This is a genomic window from Citrobacter sp. Cc139, from assembly GCF_030334645.1.
GTDB classification, from domain to species: Bacteria; Pseudomonadota; Gammaproteobacteria; order Enterobacterales; family Enterobacteriaceae; genus Citrobacter; species Citrobacter werkmanii.
On record NZ_JAOWDM010000088.1, the window covers coordinates 17,824 to 37,781 of the forward strand.

Below are 19,958 nucleotides of genomic sequence, written 5' to 3' on the forward strand. Positions count from 1 at the left end.
AGGACACCGCCAAGGAGACTCAACGTGTCTGAACTGTCTCAGTTATCCCCGCAACCGCTGTGGGATATTTTTGCCAAAATCTGTTCTATTCCTCACCCGTCCTACCATGAAGAGCAGCTCGCTGAACACATTCTGAGCTGGGCCCAGGAGAAAGGTTTTCACGTCGAGCGCGACCAGGTCGGTAATATCCTGATTCGCAAACCTGCCACTGCAGGCATGGAAAACCGCAAACCGGTCGTTCTGCAGGCGCACCTGGATATGGTTCCGCAGAAAAACAACGACACCGTGCACGACTTCACCAAAGATCCTATCCAGCCTTATATTGATGGCGAATGGGTGAAAGCCCGTGGCACCACGCTGGGCGCGGATAACGGTATCGGTATGGCGTCCGCGCTGGCCGTACTGGCGGATGACAATGTGGTACACGGTCCGCTGGAAGTGTTGCTGACCATGACCGAAGAAGCGGGTATGGATGGCGCGTTCGGTTTGCAGGCAAACTGGCTGCAGGCAGATATCCTGATCAACACCGACTCTGAAGAAGAAGGTGAGATCTACATGGGTTGCGCAGGGGGTATCGACTTTACCTCAAACCTGCCGCTGTCCCGTGAGGCGGTTCCGGCTGGTTTCCAGAGCTTTAAGCTGACCTTAAAAGGTCTGAAAGGTGGTCACTCCGGCGGCGAAATCCACGTCGGCCTCGGTAACGCGAATAAGCTGTTGGTACGCTTCCTGGCGGGCCACGCTGAAGAGCTGGATCTGCGTCTGGTTGATTTCAACGGCGGCACGCTGCGTAACGCGATCCCGCGTGAAGCCTTTGCGACCCTCGCCGTGGCCGCAGATAAAGTTGATGCGTTAAAAGCACTGGTTAACACTTACCAGGACATCCTGAAAAACGAACTGGAAGCCAAAGAGAAGAATCTTGCTCTGCTTCTGGATGCTGTCACCAACGATAAAGCCGCCCTGACCACGCAGTCTCGCGATAGCTTTGTTCGTCTGCTGAACGCCACCCCGAACGGCGTGATCCGCAATTCCGACGTGGCGAAAGGCGTGGTGGAAACCTCCCTGAACGTCGGTGTCGTGACCATGACTGACGATAATGTACAGATCCACTGCCTGGTTCGCTCGCTGATCGACAGCGGTAAAGACTACGTGGTAAGCATGCTGGATTCACTGGGCAAGCTCGCCGGTGCCAAAACCGAAGCCAAAGGCGCATATCCTGGCTGGCAGCCGGATGCTAACTCTCCGGTTATGCACCTGGTTCGCGAAACCTATCAGCGTCTGTTCAACAAAACGCCGAACATCCAGATTATCCACGCCGGTCTGGAATGTGGACTGTTCAAGAAACCGTATCCGGATATGGACATGGTTTCCATCGGGCCAACTATCACCGGTCCGCACTCCCCGGATGAGCAGGTTCATATTGAAAGCGTCGGCCACTACTGGACGCTGCTAACCGAGCTGCTGAAGTCGATTCCAGCGAAATAAGTCTCTGTAATAAAGCCGGATAAGGCGGTTACGCCGCCATCCGGCAATACATCAGAGTCAAATTCCCAGCAACAGTTGCCTTTCCAGCTGTGGATCAAGCAGCGTGACGTGTAATCCCACCAGCCTTACGCCCCGCCCGCCCCGACGTTCATCCCAGGTTTTGCGCGCTGTCGCAATTAAGTCATCTTTGCTTAAGCGCGGCCAGACGTGCTCCTGCGTGGTTTGCTGAAAATCATTAAACTTGAGTTTAATTCCCTGCCGGGCGATCAACAGATCCGGTTTTACCTTTGCCAGACGTCGTTCCAGTTCGGGATATAGCCGCTCAATAATCTCCTCACATTCAGCCCATTCATGAATATCTTCTGCCAGCGTACGCTCAACGCCGACAGATTTGCGCAGTCTGTCGTTGTTGACATCCCGCTCATCAATGCCCTGGCTGCGTTCCCACAACACGCGACCAAACTTACCAAAACGTTTGAGCAACATGGCCAGGTCGTATTTTTGAACATCCTCGCAAGTACGCAATCCCATCGCTTCCAGCTTAGCGGCAGAAACTTTGCCTACGCCGGGTATTTTCCCTAGCGGCAACGTTCTGAGAAATTCGGGAACATCAGCGGGGGTAATGACATATTGCCCGTTGGGCTTATTGAGATCGGAGGCTATTTTTGCCAGAAACTTAACCGGCGCAATCCCGGCGGAGGCGGTTAACTGTAACTCGTTGAAAATCGTCTGGCGGATCTCCTGCGCTATCAGCGTGGCGGAACCGTGACAGTGAGCACTGTCGGTCACATCCAGATAGGCTTCGTCCAGCGAAAGAGGTTCGATCAGCGAGGTATAACGGGAGAAGATCGCCTGAATCTGGCGGGAGGCTTCTTTATAAGCCTCGTATCGACCAGGCAATAACGTGAGATGTGGGCACAGTTTTAACGCCATTCCGGTCGGCATTGCGCTACGTACGCCAAATTTACGCGCCGGGTAATTAGCAGTGCTGATAACGCCCCGGCGTTCACGACTGCCGCCGATAGCAATGGGAATGTCGCGCAGGGCTGGATTATCACGCATTTCCACCGCCGCGAAAAAACAGTCCATATCAACATGTATGATTTTGCGCATGACTCGCCTCCCACAACACTGTTTAAGTATACAGTATTTTTATGGTGTGAGAAGTCTGATTATGCCTTACGCTGGACCATTCATGACAAAGCGCGCATCGCACAGGTAACGTACGATGTCCGTGGTTTTATGTTCTGCGGGATTACCCGCCGTACTGACAAAAAGCTTTTTCACTTTGCGAATCTTTGCCCGCAGCAATTTTTCGATCGTCATCAGGCGAAATGCATCATTTTCAACGCAGAAAAGCTCATAATCACCCAGACGCTCTCCACAAATTTCACAATGATTCATCCAGTAACGTAGCCCGGTGGTTTTACTTTTATCCAGATAGTAATTGCTGGCCTTAATGTTCTTTTTTATCTCTTCAGGCAGAGAATTAATATGAAACAGAAAGGTATTCCGTCGAATAGATTGCCAGCCTTGGCCATCATGATCCTTTCTAATAAACCGGGTAAACATCACTCCGTGAATATGGGTAAGCTGGTGGCAGTTCCAGCAGCGCATCTTCGAGGTAATTACCAGATAGTACGGCGCGACGATGTTAAAACTGTCGGTGTTGTAGACATAGTCACGAAGCGCCTCGTTTAGCTCATGAGGTTCGGTGTACCAGATCCCTGAAATCTGGTCGAAATGCGCGCCCTGACAGGCCACATCCGTGACGTTATCAGTATGAATATCCAATGGAATAATATGGGTTACATCTATCACATTGCCTTCCTGCGGGATAATTTGCCCCCCACGTTGCGTGGAGGACCGGGAATCAAATTAATGCGTGACGGGAGCAGAATGTTGACGTAAAGAAGTCACCTGCTTTTGTTTGTCCAGCTTATCAATCAGCGGTTGTACGACCTTCTCGCCGTGTTGGCCAAAATATTGATACAGCGTATCAGAAGCGCTTTGCGTTAATACCATGATCTCAATGCGACGGTTGCCGGCGCTTTCCGGATTTTTCGCATCCAGCAGCATTTGGTCGGCCATTGCGCTGACCTGCATAACTTTATTCTGCGGCATTCCGGCATCTTCCAGTACGCGTCGAGCAGACAATGCGCGGTCGCCTGACAGGTTCCAGTTGTTGTAAATGTTACTCTTATAGCTCATCGCGTCCGTATGCCCGGTGATGATGATCTTATTGTCCAGCGAGTCAAACACGGGGGCCAGCTCAACCAGCAGCGATTTAAAGAACGGCATAATTTTGGCGCTACCGCGTTCGAACATATTACGGTTCTGATCATCTTTAATCAGTACGCGCAACCCCTGAGGAACAATCTCCATCTCAAGGTTGGTCTCCATATGCGCCTTGCGGGCAATGACGTTAATGTCGGTCGCCAGCTCGCCTAACTCCTGGGCTGATTTTTGTTTCAGTAACGCCGTTTTCTCATTCACATCCAGCGCCTTTTTAGCGTTCTCTTCCGTGATCCTCGCCGTCTCCTGTGGATTCACGGTTTTATCAAGCTTGTTGCGTGTGACGTTTTTCTTCTGCGCGCCTGGCGCTATCGGCAGTTTGCCCAGCTTGTTTAACGGCGCCATACCGCCACCGTTAAAGATTGACTGGCCATGCAGCGCCGCCACGATATTTTCGCGGTCAGCCTTGCTGACGCTGTTCACAATCCACAGCGTCATAAACAGCGCCATCATCGCCAGCGTAAAGTCAGCAAAGGCGACCTTCCACGCCCCGCCATGATGGCCTGCATGGTTCTTTTTAATTTGTCGGCGGATAATGGTGGTTTTCGCGCCGCGATCGCGACGATTTGGCCCCTTCCTCATGCTTATTCCTGCTCCAGCATCGCATTAACCCACGCATCCAGATTGGCGAAAGTGGGTTTAGAGGCCAGATGGAGAAGTTTACGGCCAGCATCGACCGCCAGTAGCGTCGGTTTACCGCCCGCTTGCGCCACCAGTACGGTACGAACGCATTCGAGCAGCGAATGCTCTGCCCGCGCCTGCTGTTCCATGGCGTTTGCCAGCGGGTCCATCAGGCAATAACAGATGAATACCCCTAAGAATGTCCCCACCAACGCCGCCGCCACTTTCAAACCGATAAGCGCAATGGAACCATCGATAGACTGCATGGTGATGATAATGCCCAGTACCGCAGCACAAATACCGAATCCAGGCATCGCCTCGGCGGTACGCTGCAAGGAGCGCGAAGGGGTTAACAAAGATTCTTCAGCGGTATCCAGTTCCTGATCGAGGATCCCTTCCAGTTCATGGGCATCGATTTTACCCATCGCCATCAGACGGAAGTTATCGGCGATAAATGTCACCAGTCGCTTCTGAGTCAGCACCAGCGGGTATTTTTGGAAAATGGTACTTTCTTCCGGCTGTTCGATATGCTGATCCAACATACGCAGACCACCGTTCTGCACCATTTCCAGCAGCTCATACAGGCACATCAGTAGCTGACGCTGAAATTCCGGTCCCATTTTCTTTTTACTGATCACCCCTTTGATCTGATGGGCGATCTCTTTCAGCACATGTACCGGGTTCCCAATAATCATCGCCCCCAGGCCGGCACCAACGATAATAATAATTTCTGCGGGCTGCCAAATAGCAATTAACTGCCCACCAGCCTCAAAGTAGCCGCCAAATACGCAGCCCAAAACCACTAATAAGCCAAAAATCTTTTGCATTACGTCCTCCGCATGTTGATTCGGAATTGTTAGTCTGGATATAAACAATCACGAATCTTGTGCGTGATTTTTTTATTCATTTGACAGATTCGGGCTTCGGTCAGCCCTAATACCAGCGCGATCTCTTTTAAATTCATATCGTGTTGGTAATACATTGAGAGCACGAGGCCCTCTTTTTCGCTGAGTTGGCTCAGAGCGTAACTCAACATTTCCTGCGTGACGAATTGCTCTTCCAGCCCACGCCCTTCGAGCGGTGCTATCGGCATATCGCCATTCAGTAATTCATCCAGGCTGGCCAGCGTTTCCGCACCTTCCAGCTGTTGGTATTCCTGATAATCCTCAGACGATAATCCTCGTCGGGACAACTCCTCCCATGAGGGTTCATGCCCAAGCTGTGTACGCGAATCACGAATCAAATCTTTAATCTGATGGTATTTTTGGCGTAGCTGGCGAGGCCGCCAGTCGAGGCTGCGCAGCTCATCCAGAATTGCGCCGCGTATGCGGTGAACGGCATAACCGGCAAAACCTTCGTCTGGTTGACCGTAGCGTCGAATCGCATTCAGCAATCCCATCAACGCCGTTTGTTCCATATCCTGCCTATCCATAACGCAGGTACATTGCGGCGCAAGTTGACGCACCACTTTGCGCACCAACGGCAGATAAGCCTGTAAATAATGGCTCTCTTGCTTTGGCGTAAGCATGGGCGTCGCATTAAAGTCTTCTGACTCGTAAGCATCCTGTATCATGTTATTTCCTGGCTTGTCGCTTATTGGAAAACGACTTTTTTCACCAATATCTCCTTATAAGGTGTCGCCATTTTGCGTTTCGCTAATTCAACTTTCAGATTTTCAAATATTTTCTTTCTGATTTCGGAGATCTTCAGCGCCCGAATATCTTCATATTTCATATTCGAAAGCTCATCTACGGTAATACTTTGATAGAGCGGTTCGTCCTGCTTAATTTTTTCAGCGTCTTTCTCTGAATCAACAACCATCACCAGCTCAGCGACCATATAGCGATCGCCGCCTTCATCATCATGCAGCGTAACCACCGTTTCTGGCAGGGAGACAAAAATATTGTTGGACTCATCCTGGCTATCTTCCGCTTCGTGAGCGGGAGTCGCTGCCGCAGCCGTGGTTCCCTTATTCATAGCATGATAAATGCCCCATCCGGCCCCCCCCGCAATACCCAAAGCGACGACGGAACTGATCACACACGCGATAACGATTTTCTTCATTTTGCTTTTACACTTTGATCAGAACGGATTCATTCCGTTGAAATTGAGGTTCATCATTGAGCACTAATGCTGACGCCACCTCATCCTGTTGATGACCTGACTGCTGTTTTTGCTGCTGCGATTGCCCCTCGGAAGAGACCTGAACATTGACTTCCATGAAGTTCTGCGCCGTCAGGTGCTGACGTAGGTTTTCGCTAAACTGCTGCAATGAGCGGCAGACATCGCTCTGATTTGCGCCGATGTGTACCATCAGCTTCCCAGCATCCAGTTGCACAGCAATTTCAAGTTTGCCCAGCGACGGAGGATCAAGACGAATGGTCGAAATTTGCTGTTGCTGACCTATCTGGAACTGAATTCTGTCTTTAAGCAACGCAGTGAGTTTCTCCCCGAGTTCCTCCGTTGACATCGTCACTGGTGCGGAAACTGGCGTCGACACGATGTTATGCTCGGTCAGTGGATTCACTGGCTGATTTCCCTGCGCCGCGGTATTGAGCAAATTCTGCGTAGAGAGCGCAGGGTTGACCGTCACGCCAGCGGTTTTTCTCTCCACCACCGGGCGAGGACTGGGGTTCTGGGTTGATTTCACCCGAGCAGAAATTTGTTGGGAGGTCGAGAGTGACGCAGGCTCCGGCGCAATCGCTCGCAGATCCTGGGCGGAAAACGTCGCCAGCTTAGCCTGTTGATCCGGGGTTGCTGGCGGCAAATCCTCGCTGAGTGACGCCAGTAACGTTTGCAGCTTAGGCGGCAGTGACGATAAGTCGGTTGTGTGCTGATCAGCCGATGGCGCGGATGTTTTTTCCGGCTGGGCCATGGCGCTCGCCAGTTGGCGCAGCAATGATGACCCCGAATGGGTGGTTTGCACCTGCGCCAGCATTCTCAACATGTCGCCATCAGGCTGCTTTTGTACATCGGCCGGGGCTGCCTGAGTCGGTTGCGCCAATAGCATAGCCAGCAATGCCTGCATGGCTGCCGGATTCGCGTCGTCTTGTTTATGCGCAGCCGCCGATGTCTGCTGATGACTCAGTTTTGCGCCAATCAACCGCTCAGCCGCGGCGTTCAGTCCCGACTGGGATAAAGAAAATGCGCTGCCGCCCTCAGGGGTTGACGGCGCCGAAATCGTCGCCTTTTCCGGTGTGGCCTCTGCCGACGCACTGACCGAGGCCAGTAATACAGGATTCATGCCTTCTCCGAAATTAAATTAACCATTGAATACGCCAACATTCCTTCCTGGTTTTGCTGATGTTTCTCCATCCGCGTTTTGAGTTCTTCCGCACGCTGCGTTCGCCGCGCAATTAATGTCTCAAACGCGACCAGCAGTCTGCTTTTCACTTCCCGTAGCGCCTCGGCGTCAGTTTCCCAGGCAGCATAGGCATGAAAGTCACGCATCACCTGCTGATGCAGACCTGGTAATCGACGCCACCGTTTTTGATCCAGGGCATCGTTCATCGCCGTCACCAGGGCATAAAGCTGCTGTTGCTGACGTTCTTTTTCCATCGCCTTATCCAAGTTTTGCCGACAGACCTTCCCAGCCTGTGCGCAGATTCGTCAGGATGAGGATCACTTCATCAATTTTTTCTAACGACAATTCGCCGCTGGCTTCATACAGGCGGTAGACGCAGTGGTCATACAGCCGGGAGAGATTCACCACCAGCTCACCGCCGGTTTCAAACTCCAGCGAGCTGGTTAAGGCGTTGAGAATATCGATGCATTTATTGATGCTTTGCGCTTTACGCTCGTAGCGTTTGTTCTCAATGTGGCTTTTCGCGCGTTCCAGTTCGTCCATCAGTCCCGAAAACAGCACCAGCACCAGCTCTAACGGCGATGCTGCTGCCGTACGCGCAGCAAGATCCATCTCTTTGTATTGCGAATAACCATCCTGCGTGTCGTACATATTGGTTCTTAATCCTTCTCTTAAATCGGCCGGTTACATAAACGCGGCCATACTCACTTTCATGGTGTACACCTCAACCAGCGTATTGGTGTACTCTTCCACATAGCGCTCGTAGTTGGTGTTATAGGTTTCGGTCAGTTGATCGCTTTCGTCTTGGATTTTGCTCTGCTGGTCGTCAATGTTTTCCTGGCGCATGGCAATGATGCCGTTACTGGAATCCAGATAGCTGTCCATCAGGTCGTCCATTTGCGCGACCATGCTGTCTTCCCCAACAAAAATAGAGGTCAAACCGTCCGGATTTTCTTCCATTTCTTCGCTGAACTGGGTGGAGTCGATTTGTAAGTGACCGTCGGAATCCAGCGTGATGCCATAGTCGACAATCGATACGCCGCCGTATGAAGCGTGAGCGATATCATCCATCTGATTTGCCAGCGAATTCATCCCGGCATCACCGGCAAAAACCCCGGCTGCCGTGTCGTCATCGCCATAGCTGGTGAGAGAATCTATGGTGTCGATTAGCGTGTTATAAGCATCAACAAAAGTCTGCACCTTTTCCTGCGAACCGCTGGAGTCTTCTGCGACGGTAAAGGTAGTCACATCATTAGGATCATCAGGATCGCTGGCCTCTGTGAAGGTCATGGTTACGCCGGGGATCACATCGTCAAAAGTGTTGCTACTGCTGGTGATTGCAGGACCGGTTTGACTTCCCAGATGAATTTCTGCGTCCTGCGCATCCGTGACGTTATTTTTGCTGGCTGTAATCTGATCGGAGAAAGAGGTGTTTCCCGTTACGTTTACTGAGAATGCGCTTTGCGCTCCCGTAGTATCGGAAGTCAGCATGATGGTGGTTGTCCCATCGGTTTTGACCAGCGCCGCTGACACGCCAGGGTTGTCATCCGAGTCATTAATTGCATTAACCAGTTCGCTGGCATCAATAAAGCTGTCGCCATCCTCATCAGCAGCCGCGAGATCGATATCCATGGTCGTGCCGTCATCCATCGTTAGCTCAAACGTGCCGGAAGCGCTAAACGTGTCGTCGCTCATATTGAAGGTTGTCTGCTGCGCCTGCGCCAGTTTAGTGACATAGAATGAATAGGTTCCCGCCTGCGCCTGCGAGTTTGCTGACACCGTATTCGCCTCATTACTCGAGGTGGCAGAAAACGTCAGCGGGCCGTCGGTGTCACTGTTAAGCGCATCAATTGCTGACTGAAAGTCGGTGAGCGCCGAACTTAACGAGTCCAGGCCGTTGCTCTCTGCATTCAATTCGTTCTGCTGGTTCTGCAGATTTGCTGCCTGGGTGGCGATGTCTGCGTAGGCAAATTCTTGTGCTAATTTTTGGATCGGACTCGTAAAACTCATAATCAGTGACTCCGTGCAACGTTAGTTATGTAATAGCAAAACGCATGCCAATATTTTTTATTATTGATATTCAGTAAGTTAAATTAGTAGCGGAAATGAATTTTCCCTTCCTCAGGAAGGTTTCCAGGCAAAGGCCCGGTTGCGGAAAGCACAACACCGCCGGGTGGCGGTGTTGTGAATGACATTACGTCAGGAATTACTGCAGCAGGCTGGAAACCATGCTGGACATGCTGTTGGACTGCTTCAGCATGGTGATACCCGTTTGCATCAGTACCTGTTGCTGGGTCATGTTGGACGCTTCCGTCGCATAGTCGGTATCCATAATGTTACCGATCGCCACTTCAGTGTTGTCCTGCATGCTGGTCAGGTTAGCCGCGGTGTCGTTCAGGCGGTTGATGGATGCACCCAGTTTGGACTGGATCTTAGACACGTCGTCCATTGCAGTCTGGATAGTGGTGATCATCGCGTTTGCAGAGCCAGAAGTGGTCAGCTCAGAACCACCGGAAACACCGGCATTACCGGTAGCATCAGCCTGATCGCCTCTGAAAGAGGCGCTAACTTGACCCAGTGCTCCAACCAGAGCGTCCAGTTGGCTGGAGATATCAACGGTCATGGTGTCAGAAGATTCAGCGCCAACCTGGAAGGTTACGCCGCTCTGGAACAGACCGTCTTTACCGGTGTTGCTGGTACCGGAAACACCGAACAGGTTAGTGCCGCCGTAAGTGGTGTTCTGCAGCATATCGGACATCTGCTGGCCCAGTTCATCGTATTCGTCCTGCATTGCCTGCAAATCTTCATCGCTGTACGTTCCGTTCGCCGCCTGAGTAGACAGGTCTTTCATACGGCCCAGTACGTCGGTCATTTCATCAAACATGCTGTCGGCAGTCTGCAGCATGGCAGTGGCATCGTTGATGTTGCTCAATGCAACGCCCATGCCGCTGGACTGCGCGGTCAGACGGCTGGCAATCTGTTTGCCCGCGGCGTCATCTGCAGAGGAGTTAATACGGTTACCTGTCGCCAGACGTTCCATAGAAGTAGACAGTGATGCGCTGCTTTTGTTGATAGCATTTACAGCAGACATTGATGCGGTATTAGTATTAATCGATAACATGGTACTGCTCCTTGGGAATAATCGTTTTCGTTTCGATACTCTGTAAAAACGACCACCCGTTTGGAAAACTTAAAGCGCTGCAGAAAATTTTTTTGACGCGTTACACAACATCATTAGCGAGAGAAAAAACGCTTCCACCTCTATTTTAGCTTTGCGTGCTACCTCCCCAAAAAACCACCTTCTAAGGAAGATCTCAATCAAGATTTAATTAAAAGATTATTAGAAATATCTAATAACGGCTTGGTTGCTTACGCGCCATACGGGTTAACTTTTTGATAAGAATAAGATTATCCCTAGATAAAATCACTTTAAAAAGCCTGGTTATAGCCATGTTTTACATTTAGTTGCAAATACCCTGTACTTTTATATTGTGAGTCTCGGGCACTTTCGCTACATTTCAAATCCTTTTTTGGATAGCATAAAAAACACTCAATAGCGATTCAGCTGCAGCTTCATAGCACAAAGAAATTTCAATTTCTCCAGAATTTTAATGCACTGATTTTTAACGGTGTGACACCAGGGATATAAAATCTTGCACGGGTATACAAATCGATGAGTATCGTAGTCAACAACTGGCGGATGGATTCCTCGCTTAATGCGTTAATCCATTGTGAAACAGGCGAGATACGTCGCCTGGGCGAATACCATTTTATTCTGTTAGAGACATTAGCTAAAAATGCCGATGTCGTTTTATCTCGGTCATATTTAATGAGCGCAGTTTGGAAGAATCGCATCGTCGGTGGAAATAGCCTACCGACAGCCGTTCATGCGCTGCGCGTTGCGATCGATGATGACGGTAAACAGCAAGAAATTATAAAAACCATACCTAAAAAAGGGTATTTATTTAATAAGAACTACCTCACTGAAACTATTGACCTTAATGAAGCTGTGGCTGATGACAGCACCATTGATGAGGTCGAGAAACGTACCGAGATTATTGAGTCCCCTGCGCTTGATGAAATGCGTTCATCAACAAATCATGGGGAAATACCCTTACTTAACAGTCAACTATCGTCAAGAAACCAGAGAAAAACGGCTATCAGGCGGCATCCTTATCGAGCCGTTCTGATTACCTTACCCGTTATCGTTATCGCGCTGTCGTTGTTTATTTTAATCTCTTATTTTAAAGCACCGTCTGTCACTAAAATGGAAGAAGCTCCGCAATTGGTTAAAGAGACGCTTGAAAATGCCAACCATGTTACGGTATATCAACTTTACGACCCAGGTGAGAATAAGAAATCATCATCGCTTGTTTCAACGCATATTCTTCCCGGTATCGAGCAGCTCAACCCACTATTGGTAAGCCATAACGCCTCGATGACCTTGTATTATCGGGTCTCACTGAACAAACTCGCCCTTGATATTGTGCTTAGCAATCAATGCAATGATAAGTGGCAGTTAGCGCTAAGCTTTGACAACTGGCTAAATAAAGATAATGAAATGAATGGTATTTTAATTAAAGAAGTGGAGAAAATGTTAAATGAAATGCCAAAATGCAAATAATTTCTTTTTCCCTGCCCTGTCTGCTTTCACACTATTTTTCACATTGACGGCTCATGCCCGCATTGAAAATACGGTCATTGCCAATTACGACCTTACTACTGGCAAAAACGTACATTATGAACTTATCGCAAATTCTCTGGATAAAAGCACCACAATCACTCTCGTCCCTTTGGAGCAAAATAATAAAATGCCCTCTACGTTTAAAGTAGCATCGTGTATTAATCATTATACCGGCTCATATAAACAGGGTGAGTTTCACTTTAGTACCACCAAAACCGATCAAAACGATTCTCGTATGGCTAATTTCGGGGCATTTGTCACTGAGCACAACCTGCATACATGGTGGCTCCATATAACTCCGCAGCAAAATTTGATTTTTACTCGGGATGTCGGAGGTCTGTTAATCACAGACCCCTCTGTATTTAACTTTTCAACAAAAGCATGCAAGCAGAATTAACTTAATAAACTACGGACAGTCTGGCTGGAAAGTCGGGCTTGTCCATTCACCGCCTGCGCTAATACCTGATAATTGTGATTAGCATGATCCAATACCCCACCCAATGATTCAGAGGCTTGCACCGCACTTTCTGCCTGTGGAAAACGCGCCATACCGTCAATGAGCTGCCGGGCCTTCTCCTGCTGGGCAGCCATTTGCGCACGTTGATCGCCAATAATATCCAACGCCTGCTGTAATCCGTCCTGAGTTCGGGCTCCGCCCTGTGCTACATACTGTTGAAGCTCCTCTGAACGTGAGGGATCGGCAAATGTTTTCAGCGGGGTAAACGCTGATGACTTCGCACCGACATCGCGTACGCTCAGGGTTTGCTGGATCTGCGACCACTGCTTTTCCGTAGTGGAGAACGTTAACGTGCCCTGCCGATCGTGCACCTGTACGCCGACGCGACGCAGCGCGTTGCTCATCATTATCTTGTACTGGCCTGGATCCATATCTTCACCCACCACCACCGCCGAGTGCTGCGTTTGCCGCCCATCGGAAACACTAAACATGCGCGAGCTTATGGCATCTTTTTGCAGCATCTGCGCCAGTTCAGGCGCGTGAAAAGTCACTCGCGCCTCGCCCTGCAAAACCGGACGCAGTTGCCTGTCCACCGCACCGCCGGATAACGCCGTTCTTTTATCCAGCCACTGGGTAAGTTCAGCACCCTTTTGCTGCTGCGTCTGCCCGCCACGGCGCGAGGCATGGCGATAATCCAGCAAATGCTGTTCCAGTTGTCCCAGATAGTGATCGGCCTGCTGTAGCGTGGTGAGCTGATCGTTAAGCTGCACGCTATAACGCTGAGGCCGGGTGGTAATAAGCGGTGAGGCCGGGTAATCACTCGCCGTTGCGGGTAACTTTTGACGGACAGGGGCATTCTGCGCAACGGTGTGCTGCTGCACAGAAGGATTAAGCGCTCCGCTACCGGAGAGTGACGTTGTATTTAAACCGACCTGCATACTATTCCTGAGCTACTGCTCGCTGTTAAATCACACTGAAAAGGTTCAACTCACTCACTTTAGAGTAGGTTTTTAATGTGGCTTCCATCGCCATTTCCAGTCCGGTAAAGGTAATGGAAGCTGGGCCGTAATCCAGATCGCTCAACTGACTGATCAGCTGATCGTTGGACGTTGAGATATCCGTCTGAGCATCGCTGAGCATGGTCATTGTATTCTGCGTTTCACCAATGGTGGCGATGGAGGCGTTGAGCTCATCAGAGGCCACGTCTACCGTATCGATGGCATTCTGAATGTCGCTTTGTACCTGCGGATCGGCAGGATCAACCGATGGGTCCTGCAGCTCTTTCGATAATGACGTTAAGGTGTTCAGCACATCCAGGCTATCGCCGAAGAAGTCGCTGACGGCCACATTGGTGTCAACCTCTACGCCATTGGAGACAGTAGTTTGGCGATGATCGCCATTCCCCTGGTAGGTATAGCTGTCGGTCACGCCGTCGCCGTCCTCATCCACCGCGACAATCGGCGGCCGATCGTTCACCGTCCCGCCAAACACATAGTGACCGTCTTCATCCTGGTAATTTAACGCCGACACCATCGCTTCAGTCATCGACTGGATATCCTGCCCCAGACTGGATAATGACTCAGCGGTATTGGTGCCGTTCGCGGCTTCCAGCAGATCGTCGCGAATCGCCAACAGATCGTTATTGACGCCGTCGAGAATAGATTCCTGCTGGCTCATCCCTGCCGACGCGGAATTAATATTCGTTTGATATTGGTCGAGGGCCGATTGCTGGCGGTTAAGCTGGGTGATACGGGTCGCCGCAATCGGATCGTCAGACGGCAACAGAATGCTTTTCCCCGTCGCCATCTGCGTGACGACATGAGAAAGATCGCTGGAAAGGTCGTTAAAACTCTGCGTCATAGACACATAAGACTGCTGGGCAGTGACTCGCATTTTTCATTCCCCTTCCGGTTAGCTACACATTTCCAGCACAGAATCGAAAATATCAGCACCTGTTGAGATGACTTTCAGGTTAGCCTCGTAAATCTGTTGGTAGGTAATAAGGTTGACCGCTTCTTCATCCATGCTGACGCCGCTCACGCTGCTCTGCTGGTTCTGTGCCTCGGAGTACACGTTCGCTGCGGCTTCGGCTTCCGTCTGGTTTTGCTGGCTGTAGATACCAATATTGCTGATGATCGATGAACAGGCTTCGCCCACGGTTACGCTACCGAGTCCTTCAATTTCCAGCGGTTCGGTTGAGATGTTGATCAGCGCCTGCAGGTTATCGCTGTTGCCGCTTTCGTCCGGCGAGCTGGAAAACGCCAGTTCATCGGCGGTGATATCAGGGTTTACCTCCAGCGGGCCATCCGATGAGTTTTCATCATAAATAAACAGCGGTTCACCGGGATTTCCGTTCAAATCGTAGCCCTGCGCCAGTTGGGTGTTAACCGCATCGGCAAATTGCTCCGCTATGCTGTTAATCGTTCCCGTCAGCGGCGTCAGCACCTCATTCTGATAATCAAACAGCGCGCCCAGCGAGCCGCCGGTATCGGTGTTCATGGATGAGGTAGTTCCGGCAAACGTTAACGACATACTCTGCGTGCCATCGGCGTTGGTATCCAGTTCGATGGTGGAACTCTCCTGCCCGCTGACCAATGGCTGACCGTTTTGCAGCGTGACGTTATAGTTGCCTTCATCATCGATATTGACCTGAACGTCCATAATGCCGCTCAACTCTTCCACCATCTGATCGCGGGCGTCATACAGCGCCGAAGCGTTATCGCCGTTGGCTTCAGCTTCCGCAATTTGCTGGTTATAACTGGCAATACCGGTAGTCAGGGTGTTCACCTGCGCCACCATCGCCTGCTCCTGGCTGACGATCTCACTGCTTTGCGAGTCGATGTAATCGAGGGTGTTATCCACGCGCAGCGCCAGCGCGCCGGACTCGCTGATCACCTGCTCACGCAGGGCGGAATCATCCGGGCTGGTGGTGGCTTCGTTTAGCGCGGCAAAAAAGTTATCAAATCCCCCGCTCAGGCTGCTGTTATCATCGCTGAGGACGGTTTCCAACTGCGTTAAATACTCTTGCTGGGTGTTGTAATAGCCATAATCGCTGGCGGCATACCAGACCTGGTTAACCTGATACTGGTTTGAGACCCGGCGAATACTGTCAACCTGCACACCGTTACCCGCACTGTTCGCTGAACCGGAACTCGCGCCAATGGTACTGGTGATGGCAACCTGCCGGGTATAACCGTCAGTCATCGCGTTGGCGGTGTTCTGCGCCGTTACGTTAAGCTCCACCTGCGCAGTCGATGCGCCGCTGTAGCCAATGTTAATCATATCCATCAAAGCGTCCTCGCCGGTCAGTTACCCGGTCTGTCATTAACAACCTTGCCGATTAAGAGCGGCGAAAAAACCGCAGTTCTTAAGCCGCCGCGCAACCTTTATCCTTGGTGATGAGGGGAGAGCTGTTTGACGATCATCTCCGCAATGCCAATGCCGTGCTGTTGGGCAAGACTGTTGCACAGCTGATCGTCATAAAATCCCTGCATCATGCGTACCGAGTCGCTGTTAAACGGGTTATCTTTTGAGTCGAAGATCTCATTGGTTTTACGCATCTCTTTCAGCATGTTGCGTAAGAAGATGGCTTCGAATTGCTGGGCAGCTTTCTGCAAATCGTTATCTTTGATTTTGGGGCCCATTAACGCATCGCTACCGTCAATGCCCCCGCTATGATTCACCTTGATGTCGGCCATTAAATCACCTCCAGATCGGCATCCAGCGCGCCGGCTTCATGCAGGGCCTGCAAAATAGACATAATGTCGTCCGGCGTTGCCCCCAGGCTATTGAGCGCGTTGACCAACGTTTTCAGGCTGCTGGACTCTGGCAGACTGATCATCCCCGGACGGGCATGATTCACCGAAATATTGCTTTGCGGCGTCACCGCCGTACGGCCACCGGCAAAAGCGTTCGGCTGGCTGACGTTGCTGCTTTCATTGATGGAAACCGTCAGACTGCCGTGCGATACCGCCGCCGCATGCAGGGCGATACCATCGCCCATAACGACCGTACCGGTACGCGAGTTAAACACCACGCGGGCGCGGACTTTTTCCGCCTGCACCTGGACGTCATCTAACTGAGACATGAAGGCCACGCGCGCGCCGGGGCTGGTTGGCGCGCGGACGATAACGTTGGTCGAGCTTTGCGCCGTCGCAATGCCGCCAAACGACGCGTTGATCGCCGCGGCAATGTTATTGGCATCTTTAAAGGAGGGGCGTTTCAGATTGAGCGTAATGGTGTCCCCCATCTGGAAGTCGCTGGGAATTTCCCGTTCTACCGACGCGCCGTTCGGTATCAGCCCGGCGGTGGGGGTATTCACGGTGACGCTGGAGCCGCTGGCTCCGGTCGCGTTCATCCCGCCGACCACCACGCTCCCTTGCGCAAGGGCATAAACCTCGCCATCCGCGCCGTGTAATTGGGTGAGCAAGAGTGTGCCGCCGCGCAGGCTTTTGGCATCGCCGATCGACGAGACCGTGACGTCAATGGTCTGCCCACGCGAGTACATGGGCGGTAGCGTCGCGCTGACCGCCACCGCCGCAACGTTCTTCACCTTCGGATCGATTTTGCTCGGCAGTTGTACGCCAAACTGGCGCAGCATGTTGGTAATTGTCTGGTTGGTGAATTTGACCTGGTTTTTATCCCCGGTTCCGTCCAGACCGACCACCAGACTGTAGCCGACGAGTTGGTTTTCCCTGACCCCCTGGACGTTAACCAGCGATTCCAGAGATTGCGCCTGCGTGGTACCTGGCAGCGCCAGGCTCAGGGCGATAACGATGCCGTTTAACGCGTTCATCCAGCGCCCGCTTAAGTGTTGCATATCAAAATCCTGCTTAGATCGGGAAGAGAGGATGGTTAAACAGACGCGTCAGCCAGCCCGCCGCATTGGCATCGCTCAATGCGCCACGGCCCGCGTAGGAGATGCGTGCATCCGCAATACGCTGCGATGAGACGGAGTTGTCGTTCTGAATGTCATCGGCGCGCACCAGGCCACTCAGGCGAATGTACTCATCGCCCTGGTTAAGGGTGAGCCATTTTTCACCGCGAATTTCCAGGATACCGTTCGACTGTACCGAGTGTACCGATACCGTAATTTCACCGCGCAAACTGTTTTGCTGCTGCGAGGTCGCCGTCCCGTTGAAGTCACGATTGGCGTCCACGGAAGCGGAAAGGTTATCTTTGGTATGTCCGAACAGCGTCGGCGCGCCGATGTCGACGGTATTGTTCTTACCGAAATTGGTTTTCGCCTGTTTGCTCGACTGGGTGGATTCTTCCAGCATCACGGTCAGGATATCGCCCACGCGATAGGCGCGGCGGTCCGCCGTCAGCGACCAGTTATACCCCGTTTCAAACACGCCCCCCGCGCGACCATCCGCCGTTGGCGGCGCTTCCGTTTTGGGAGGAGCAAAGAATTCGTCATTTTTTTTGACCAGGAGGGCCTGCGATTCGCACCCGCTTAACAGGGGAAGCAGTACCATCAGCCAGAGATAATTTTTCACGTTCTGCCTATTTCTGCCGGATGGCGCTGTACCATCCGGCATTTCACATTCTTGAGTTACAGTGTCTGACTAATAAACTGCAGCATATCGTCTGCCGCAGAGACCATTTTGGCGTTCATCTCATAGGCGCGCTGTACGGTGATCATCGCCACCATTTCGTTGACGATGTCCACGTTCGAGCCTTCCAGTGCTTTATCCTGTAACGTTCCCAGACCATCTTCCCCCGGAATACCTTCCGTCGGTTGACCGCTGGCCGCCGTTTCCAGATACAGGTTGTCGCCTTCGGCTGAAAGCCCGGCCGGGTTGGCGAAATTCACCAGCGTTAGCTGTCCCAGTTCGGTGGGATCGCTGTCGCCGGGTAAAATCGCGCTCACCGTACCATCGGAAGCAAATGACACGCTGGTTGAACCCGCTGGCACATCAATTTCCGGCTGTAACGGCAAACCCTGGGAGTTGGTCAGCACGCCATCAGCGTTAACCTGCATATTGCCGTCACGGGTATAAGCGATATCCCCATTGGCTTTTTGCACCTGCCAGAACCCCTGCCCCATGATGGCCACGTTCATCGTATTGTCGGTGGTTTCTACATTCCCTTCGGTGAAGGTTTTTTGCGTTCCCACAATACGAACACCGCTACCGAACTGCATTCCGGTCGGCATGATGTTGTTTTGATCGAGCATGGCGCCCGGCGCTTCCTGAGTCTGATAAAACAGATCCTGGAACATCACGCGGTCGCGCTTAAAGCCCGTGGTATTGACGTTGGCGATGTTGTTGGCAATCGCACTCATCTCAGCATCCTGCGCCGACAGGCCGGTTTTACTGATCCATAACGCTGCATTCATAAAACTTTATCCCTGATTAAAGGCTACGACTCAGGAGCCGCGTAGCAGCCTGTTGCCTGAGTCGCTGAGATCTTCAGCCGTTTTCATCATCTTGATTTGCGCTTCAAACTGACGGTTCATCGCGATAGATGACATCATTTCGCTCACCGCAGACACGTTACTGCCTTCCAGAAAGCCGCCGCTCACTTTGATGTTCTCATCGCGCTGCGCCGGTACGCCGTCCGCCGTCACCAGCATCCCCTAGCTATTTTTCGCCAGATTGGCGACCGGAATATCCACCAGCTTCAGGCGATCGATATCCATCGTTGCAGTAACATCGCCATCGTCAGGCGTGACGGAGAGCGTGCCGTCGCTGCCGAAAGAGGCAATCGCGTTTGGCGGTAAAATAATCGGGCCGTTATCCCCGAGCACCACGTTACCGTCGATGGTCAGTTGCCCCTGATCGTCCTGCTGAATATTGCCGTTACGGGTGTACACCTCGTTTCCCGCTTTATCCTGCACGGCGATATAGCCGGGTCCCTGAATAGCAACATCAAGCGGACGTTCGGTTTTTTCCGCCACGCCAGTGCTGTCATTGACGCCGCTGGGACTCTCCTTCGCCATAAAACGCGTATCAAAACCACCGCCTTTTACTTTGTCGTTGCTCGCCATCGCCATATCCGCGCGAAAACCATTGGTGTTAACGTTGGCGAGGTTATTGGCGCTAATTTGCTGCTCGAGCAGCGTCTGGGTGGCTCCGCTGAGTGCGGTATAAATCAACCGATCCATTTCTTAG

At 51.6% G+C, this 19,958-nt stretch carries 21 protein-coding genes and 1 pseudogene; 3 read left to right on the top strand and 19 right to left on the bottom strand.

The annotated features are described in order from the left end of the window. The first annotated feature begins 24 nt into the window (after nucleotides 1–24). A complete protein-coding gene (gene pepD, locus OGV69_RS15695) occupies nucleotides 25–1,482 on the top strand; it encodes a cytosol nonspecific dipeptidase (RefSeq protein WP_069323869.1) in 1,458 nt (485 codons plus the stop codon). 57 nt (nucleotides 1,483–1,539) lie between these two features. On the opposite strand, the gene dinB is transcribed toward pepD, so the two are convergent. The 11 genes from dinB to lafA all read right to left on the bottom strand — a co-directional run bounded on the left by dinB (nucleotide 1,540) and on the right by lafA (nucleotide 10,823). Continuing rightward, nucleotides 1,540–2,595 carry a DNA polymerase IV gene (gene dinB / locus OGV69_RS15700; RefSeq protein ID WP_038637679.1) on the bottom strand — a complete coding sequence of 352 codons (1,056 nt, stop codon included), beginning with the start codon at nucleotides 2,593–2,595 and terminating at the stop codon, nucleotides 1,540–1,542. Between the two features lie 66 nt (nucleotides 2,596–2,661). Further along, nucleotides 2,662–3,303, bottom strand: a complete 642-nt coding sequence (locus OGV69_RS15705) for a hypothetical protein (RefSeq protein WP_038637677.1) — start codon at nucleotides 3,301–3,303, stop codon at nucleotides 2,662–2,664. Nucleotides 3,304–3,360: 57 nt separating this feature from the next. Then, nucleotides 3,361–4,359: a putative lateral flagellar export/assembly protein LafU gene (lafU, locus tag OGV69_RS15710; protein WP_038637675.1), complete on the bottom strand. Its 999-nt coding sequence runs from the start codon at nucleotides 4,357–4,359 to the stop codon at nucleotides 3,361–3,363. A gap of 2 nt (nucleotides 4,360–4,361) precedes the next feature. After that, nucleotides 4,362–5,225, bottom strand: a complete 864-nt coding sequence (motA, locus tag OGV69_RS15715; RefSeq protein WP_006685923.1) for a flagellar motor stator protein MotA — start codon at nucleotides 5,223–5,225, stop codon at nucleotides 4,362–4,364. Nucleotides 5,226–5,254: 29 nt separating this feature from the next. Next, nucleotides 5,255–5,971, bottom strand: a complete 717-nt coding sequence (locus tag OGV69_RS15720) for a FliA/WhiG family RNA polymerase sigma factor (RefSeq protein ID WP_069323867.1) — start codon at nucleotides 5,969–5,971, stop codon at nucleotides 5,255–5,257. A 20-nt stretch (nucleotides 5,972–5,991) separates the two neighbouring features. After that, nucleotides 5,992–6,462, bottom strand: coding sequence for a flagellar basal body-associated FliL family protein (locus OGV69_RS15725; protein ID WP_038637667.1), 471 nt, complete (start codon nucleotides 6,460–6,462; stop codon nucleotides 5,992–5,994). A 7-nt stretch (nucleotides 6,463–6,469) separates the two neighbouring features. Then, entirely contained in the window at nucleotides 6,470–7,642 is a 1,173-nt protein-coding gene (locus OGV69_RS15730) for a flagellar hook-length control protein FliK (RefSeq protein WP_038637664.1), read from the bottom strand. Continuing rightward, nucleotides 7,639–7,956 (bottom strand): flagellar protein FliT, encoded by a 318-nt coding sequence (locus OGV69_RS15735; protein ID WP_069323866.1) that lies wholly within the window; start codon nucleotides 7,954–7,956, stop codon nucleotides 7,639–7,641. The genes OGV69_RS15730 and OGV69_RS15735 overlap by 4 nt, the downstream gene beginning before the upstream one ends. Nucleotides 7,957–7,960: 4 nt before the next feature. Next, a complete protein-coding gene (gene fliS / locus OGV69_RS15740) occupies nucleotides 7,961–8,353 on the bottom strand; it encodes a flagellar export chaperone FliS (RefSeq protein WP_003843794.1) in 393 nt (130 codons plus the stop codon). Between the two features lie 33 nt (nucleotides 8,354–8,386). Next, a complete protein-coding gene (gene fliD / locus OGV69_RS15745; RefSeq protein ID WP_069323865.1) occupies nucleotides 8,387–9,712 on the bottom strand; it encodes a flagellar filament capping protein FliD in 1,326 nt (441 codons plus the stop codon). Between the two features lie 196 nt (nucleotides 9,713–9,908). Next, nucleotides 9,909–10,823, bottom strand: coding sequence for a lateral flagellin LafA (lafA, locus tag OGV69_RS15750; RefSeq protein ID WP_069323864.1), 915 nt, complete (start codon nucleotides 10,821–10,823; stop codon nucleotides 9,909–9,911). Nucleotides 10,824–11,375: 552 nt separating this feature from the next. Here lafA and OGV69_RS15755 point away from each other — a divergent pair. Together OGV69_RS15755 and OGV69_RS15760 are read left to right on the top strand one after the other, a co-directional pair. Beyond that, complete coding sequence (locus OGV69_RS15755; protein ID WP_038637651.1) at nucleotides 11,376–12,326, top strand: transcriptional regulator; 951 nt, start codon at nucleotides 11,376–11,378, stop codon at nucleotides 12,324–12,326. Beyond that, on the top strand, nucleotides 12,304–12,783 hold the full coding sequence (locus tag OGV69_RS15760; RefSeq protein WP_069323863.1) for a hypothetical protein: 480 nt from the start codon (nucleotides 12,304–12,306) through the stop codon (nucleotides 12,781–12,783). Before OGV69_RS15755 ends, OGV69_RS15760 begins: the two co-directional genes overlap by 23 nt. On the opposite strand, the gene OGV69_RS15765 is transcribed toward OGV69_RS15760, so the two are convergent. From OGV69_RS15765 to OGV69_RS15800, 8 genes and pseudogenes are all read right to left on the bottom strand, one after another. Further along, entirely contained in the window at nucleotides 12,780–13,781 is a 1,002-nt protein-coding gene (locus OGV69_RS15765) for a hypothetical protein (protein ID WP_038637645.1), read from the bottom strand. The genes OGV69_RS15760 and OGV69_RS15765 overlap by 4 nt on opposite strands. A 25-nt stretch (nucleotides 13,782–13,806) precedes the next feature. Then, nucleotides 13,807–14,736, bottom strand: coding sequence for a flagellar hook-associated protein FlgL (flgL, locus tag OGV69_RS15770; RefSeq protein ID WP_069323862.1), 930 nt, complete (start codon nucleotides 14,734–14,736; stop codon nucleotides 13,807–13,809). Nucleotides 14,737–14,754: 18 nt separating this feature from the next. After that, complete coding sequence (flgK, locus tag OGV69_RS15775; RefSeq protein WP_069323861.1) at nucleotides 14,755–16,131, bottom strand: flagellar hook-associated protein FlgK; 1,377 nt, start codon at nucleotides 16,129–16,131, stop codon at nucleotides 14,755–14,757. 98 nt (nucleotides 16,132–16,229) lie between these two features. Then, entirely contained in the window at nucleotides 16,230–16,532 is a 303-nt protein-coding gene (locus OGV69_RS15780; RefSeq protein WP_110498852.1) for a rod-binding protein, read from the bottom strand. Between the two features lie 8 nt (nucleotides 16,533–16,540). Further along, a complete protein-coding gene (locus OGV69_RS15785; RefSeq protein WP_038637635.1) occupies nucleotides 16,541–17,662 on the bottom strand; it encodes a flagellar basal body P-ring protein FlgI in 1,122 nt (373 codons plus the stop codon). A gap of 13 nt (nucleotides 17,663–17,675) precedes the next feature. Then, nucleotides 17,676–18,341, bottom strand: coding sequence for a flagellar basal body L-ring protein FlgH (gene flgH, locus OGV69_RS15790; protein ID WP_038643004.1), 666 nt, complete (start codon nucleotides 18,339–18,341; stop codon nucleotides 17,676–17,678). A gap of 56 nt (nucleotides 18,342–18,397) precedes the next feature. Continuing rightward, the gene (flgG, locus tag OGV69_RS15795) at nucleotides 18,398–19,183 is read right to left on the bottom strand and encodes a flagellar basal-body rod protein FlgG (RefSeq protein ID WP_038637632.1); all 786 of its coding nucleotides are present in this window, start codon (nucleotides 19,181–19,183) and stop codon (nucleotides 18,398–18,400) included. Nucleotides 19,184–19,213: 30 nt separating this feature from the next. Continuing rightward, nucleotides 19,214–19,951: pseudogene (locus OGV69_RS15800) on the bottom strand (flagellar basal body rod protein FlgF). Nucleotides 19,952–19,958: the final 7 nt, after the last annotated feature.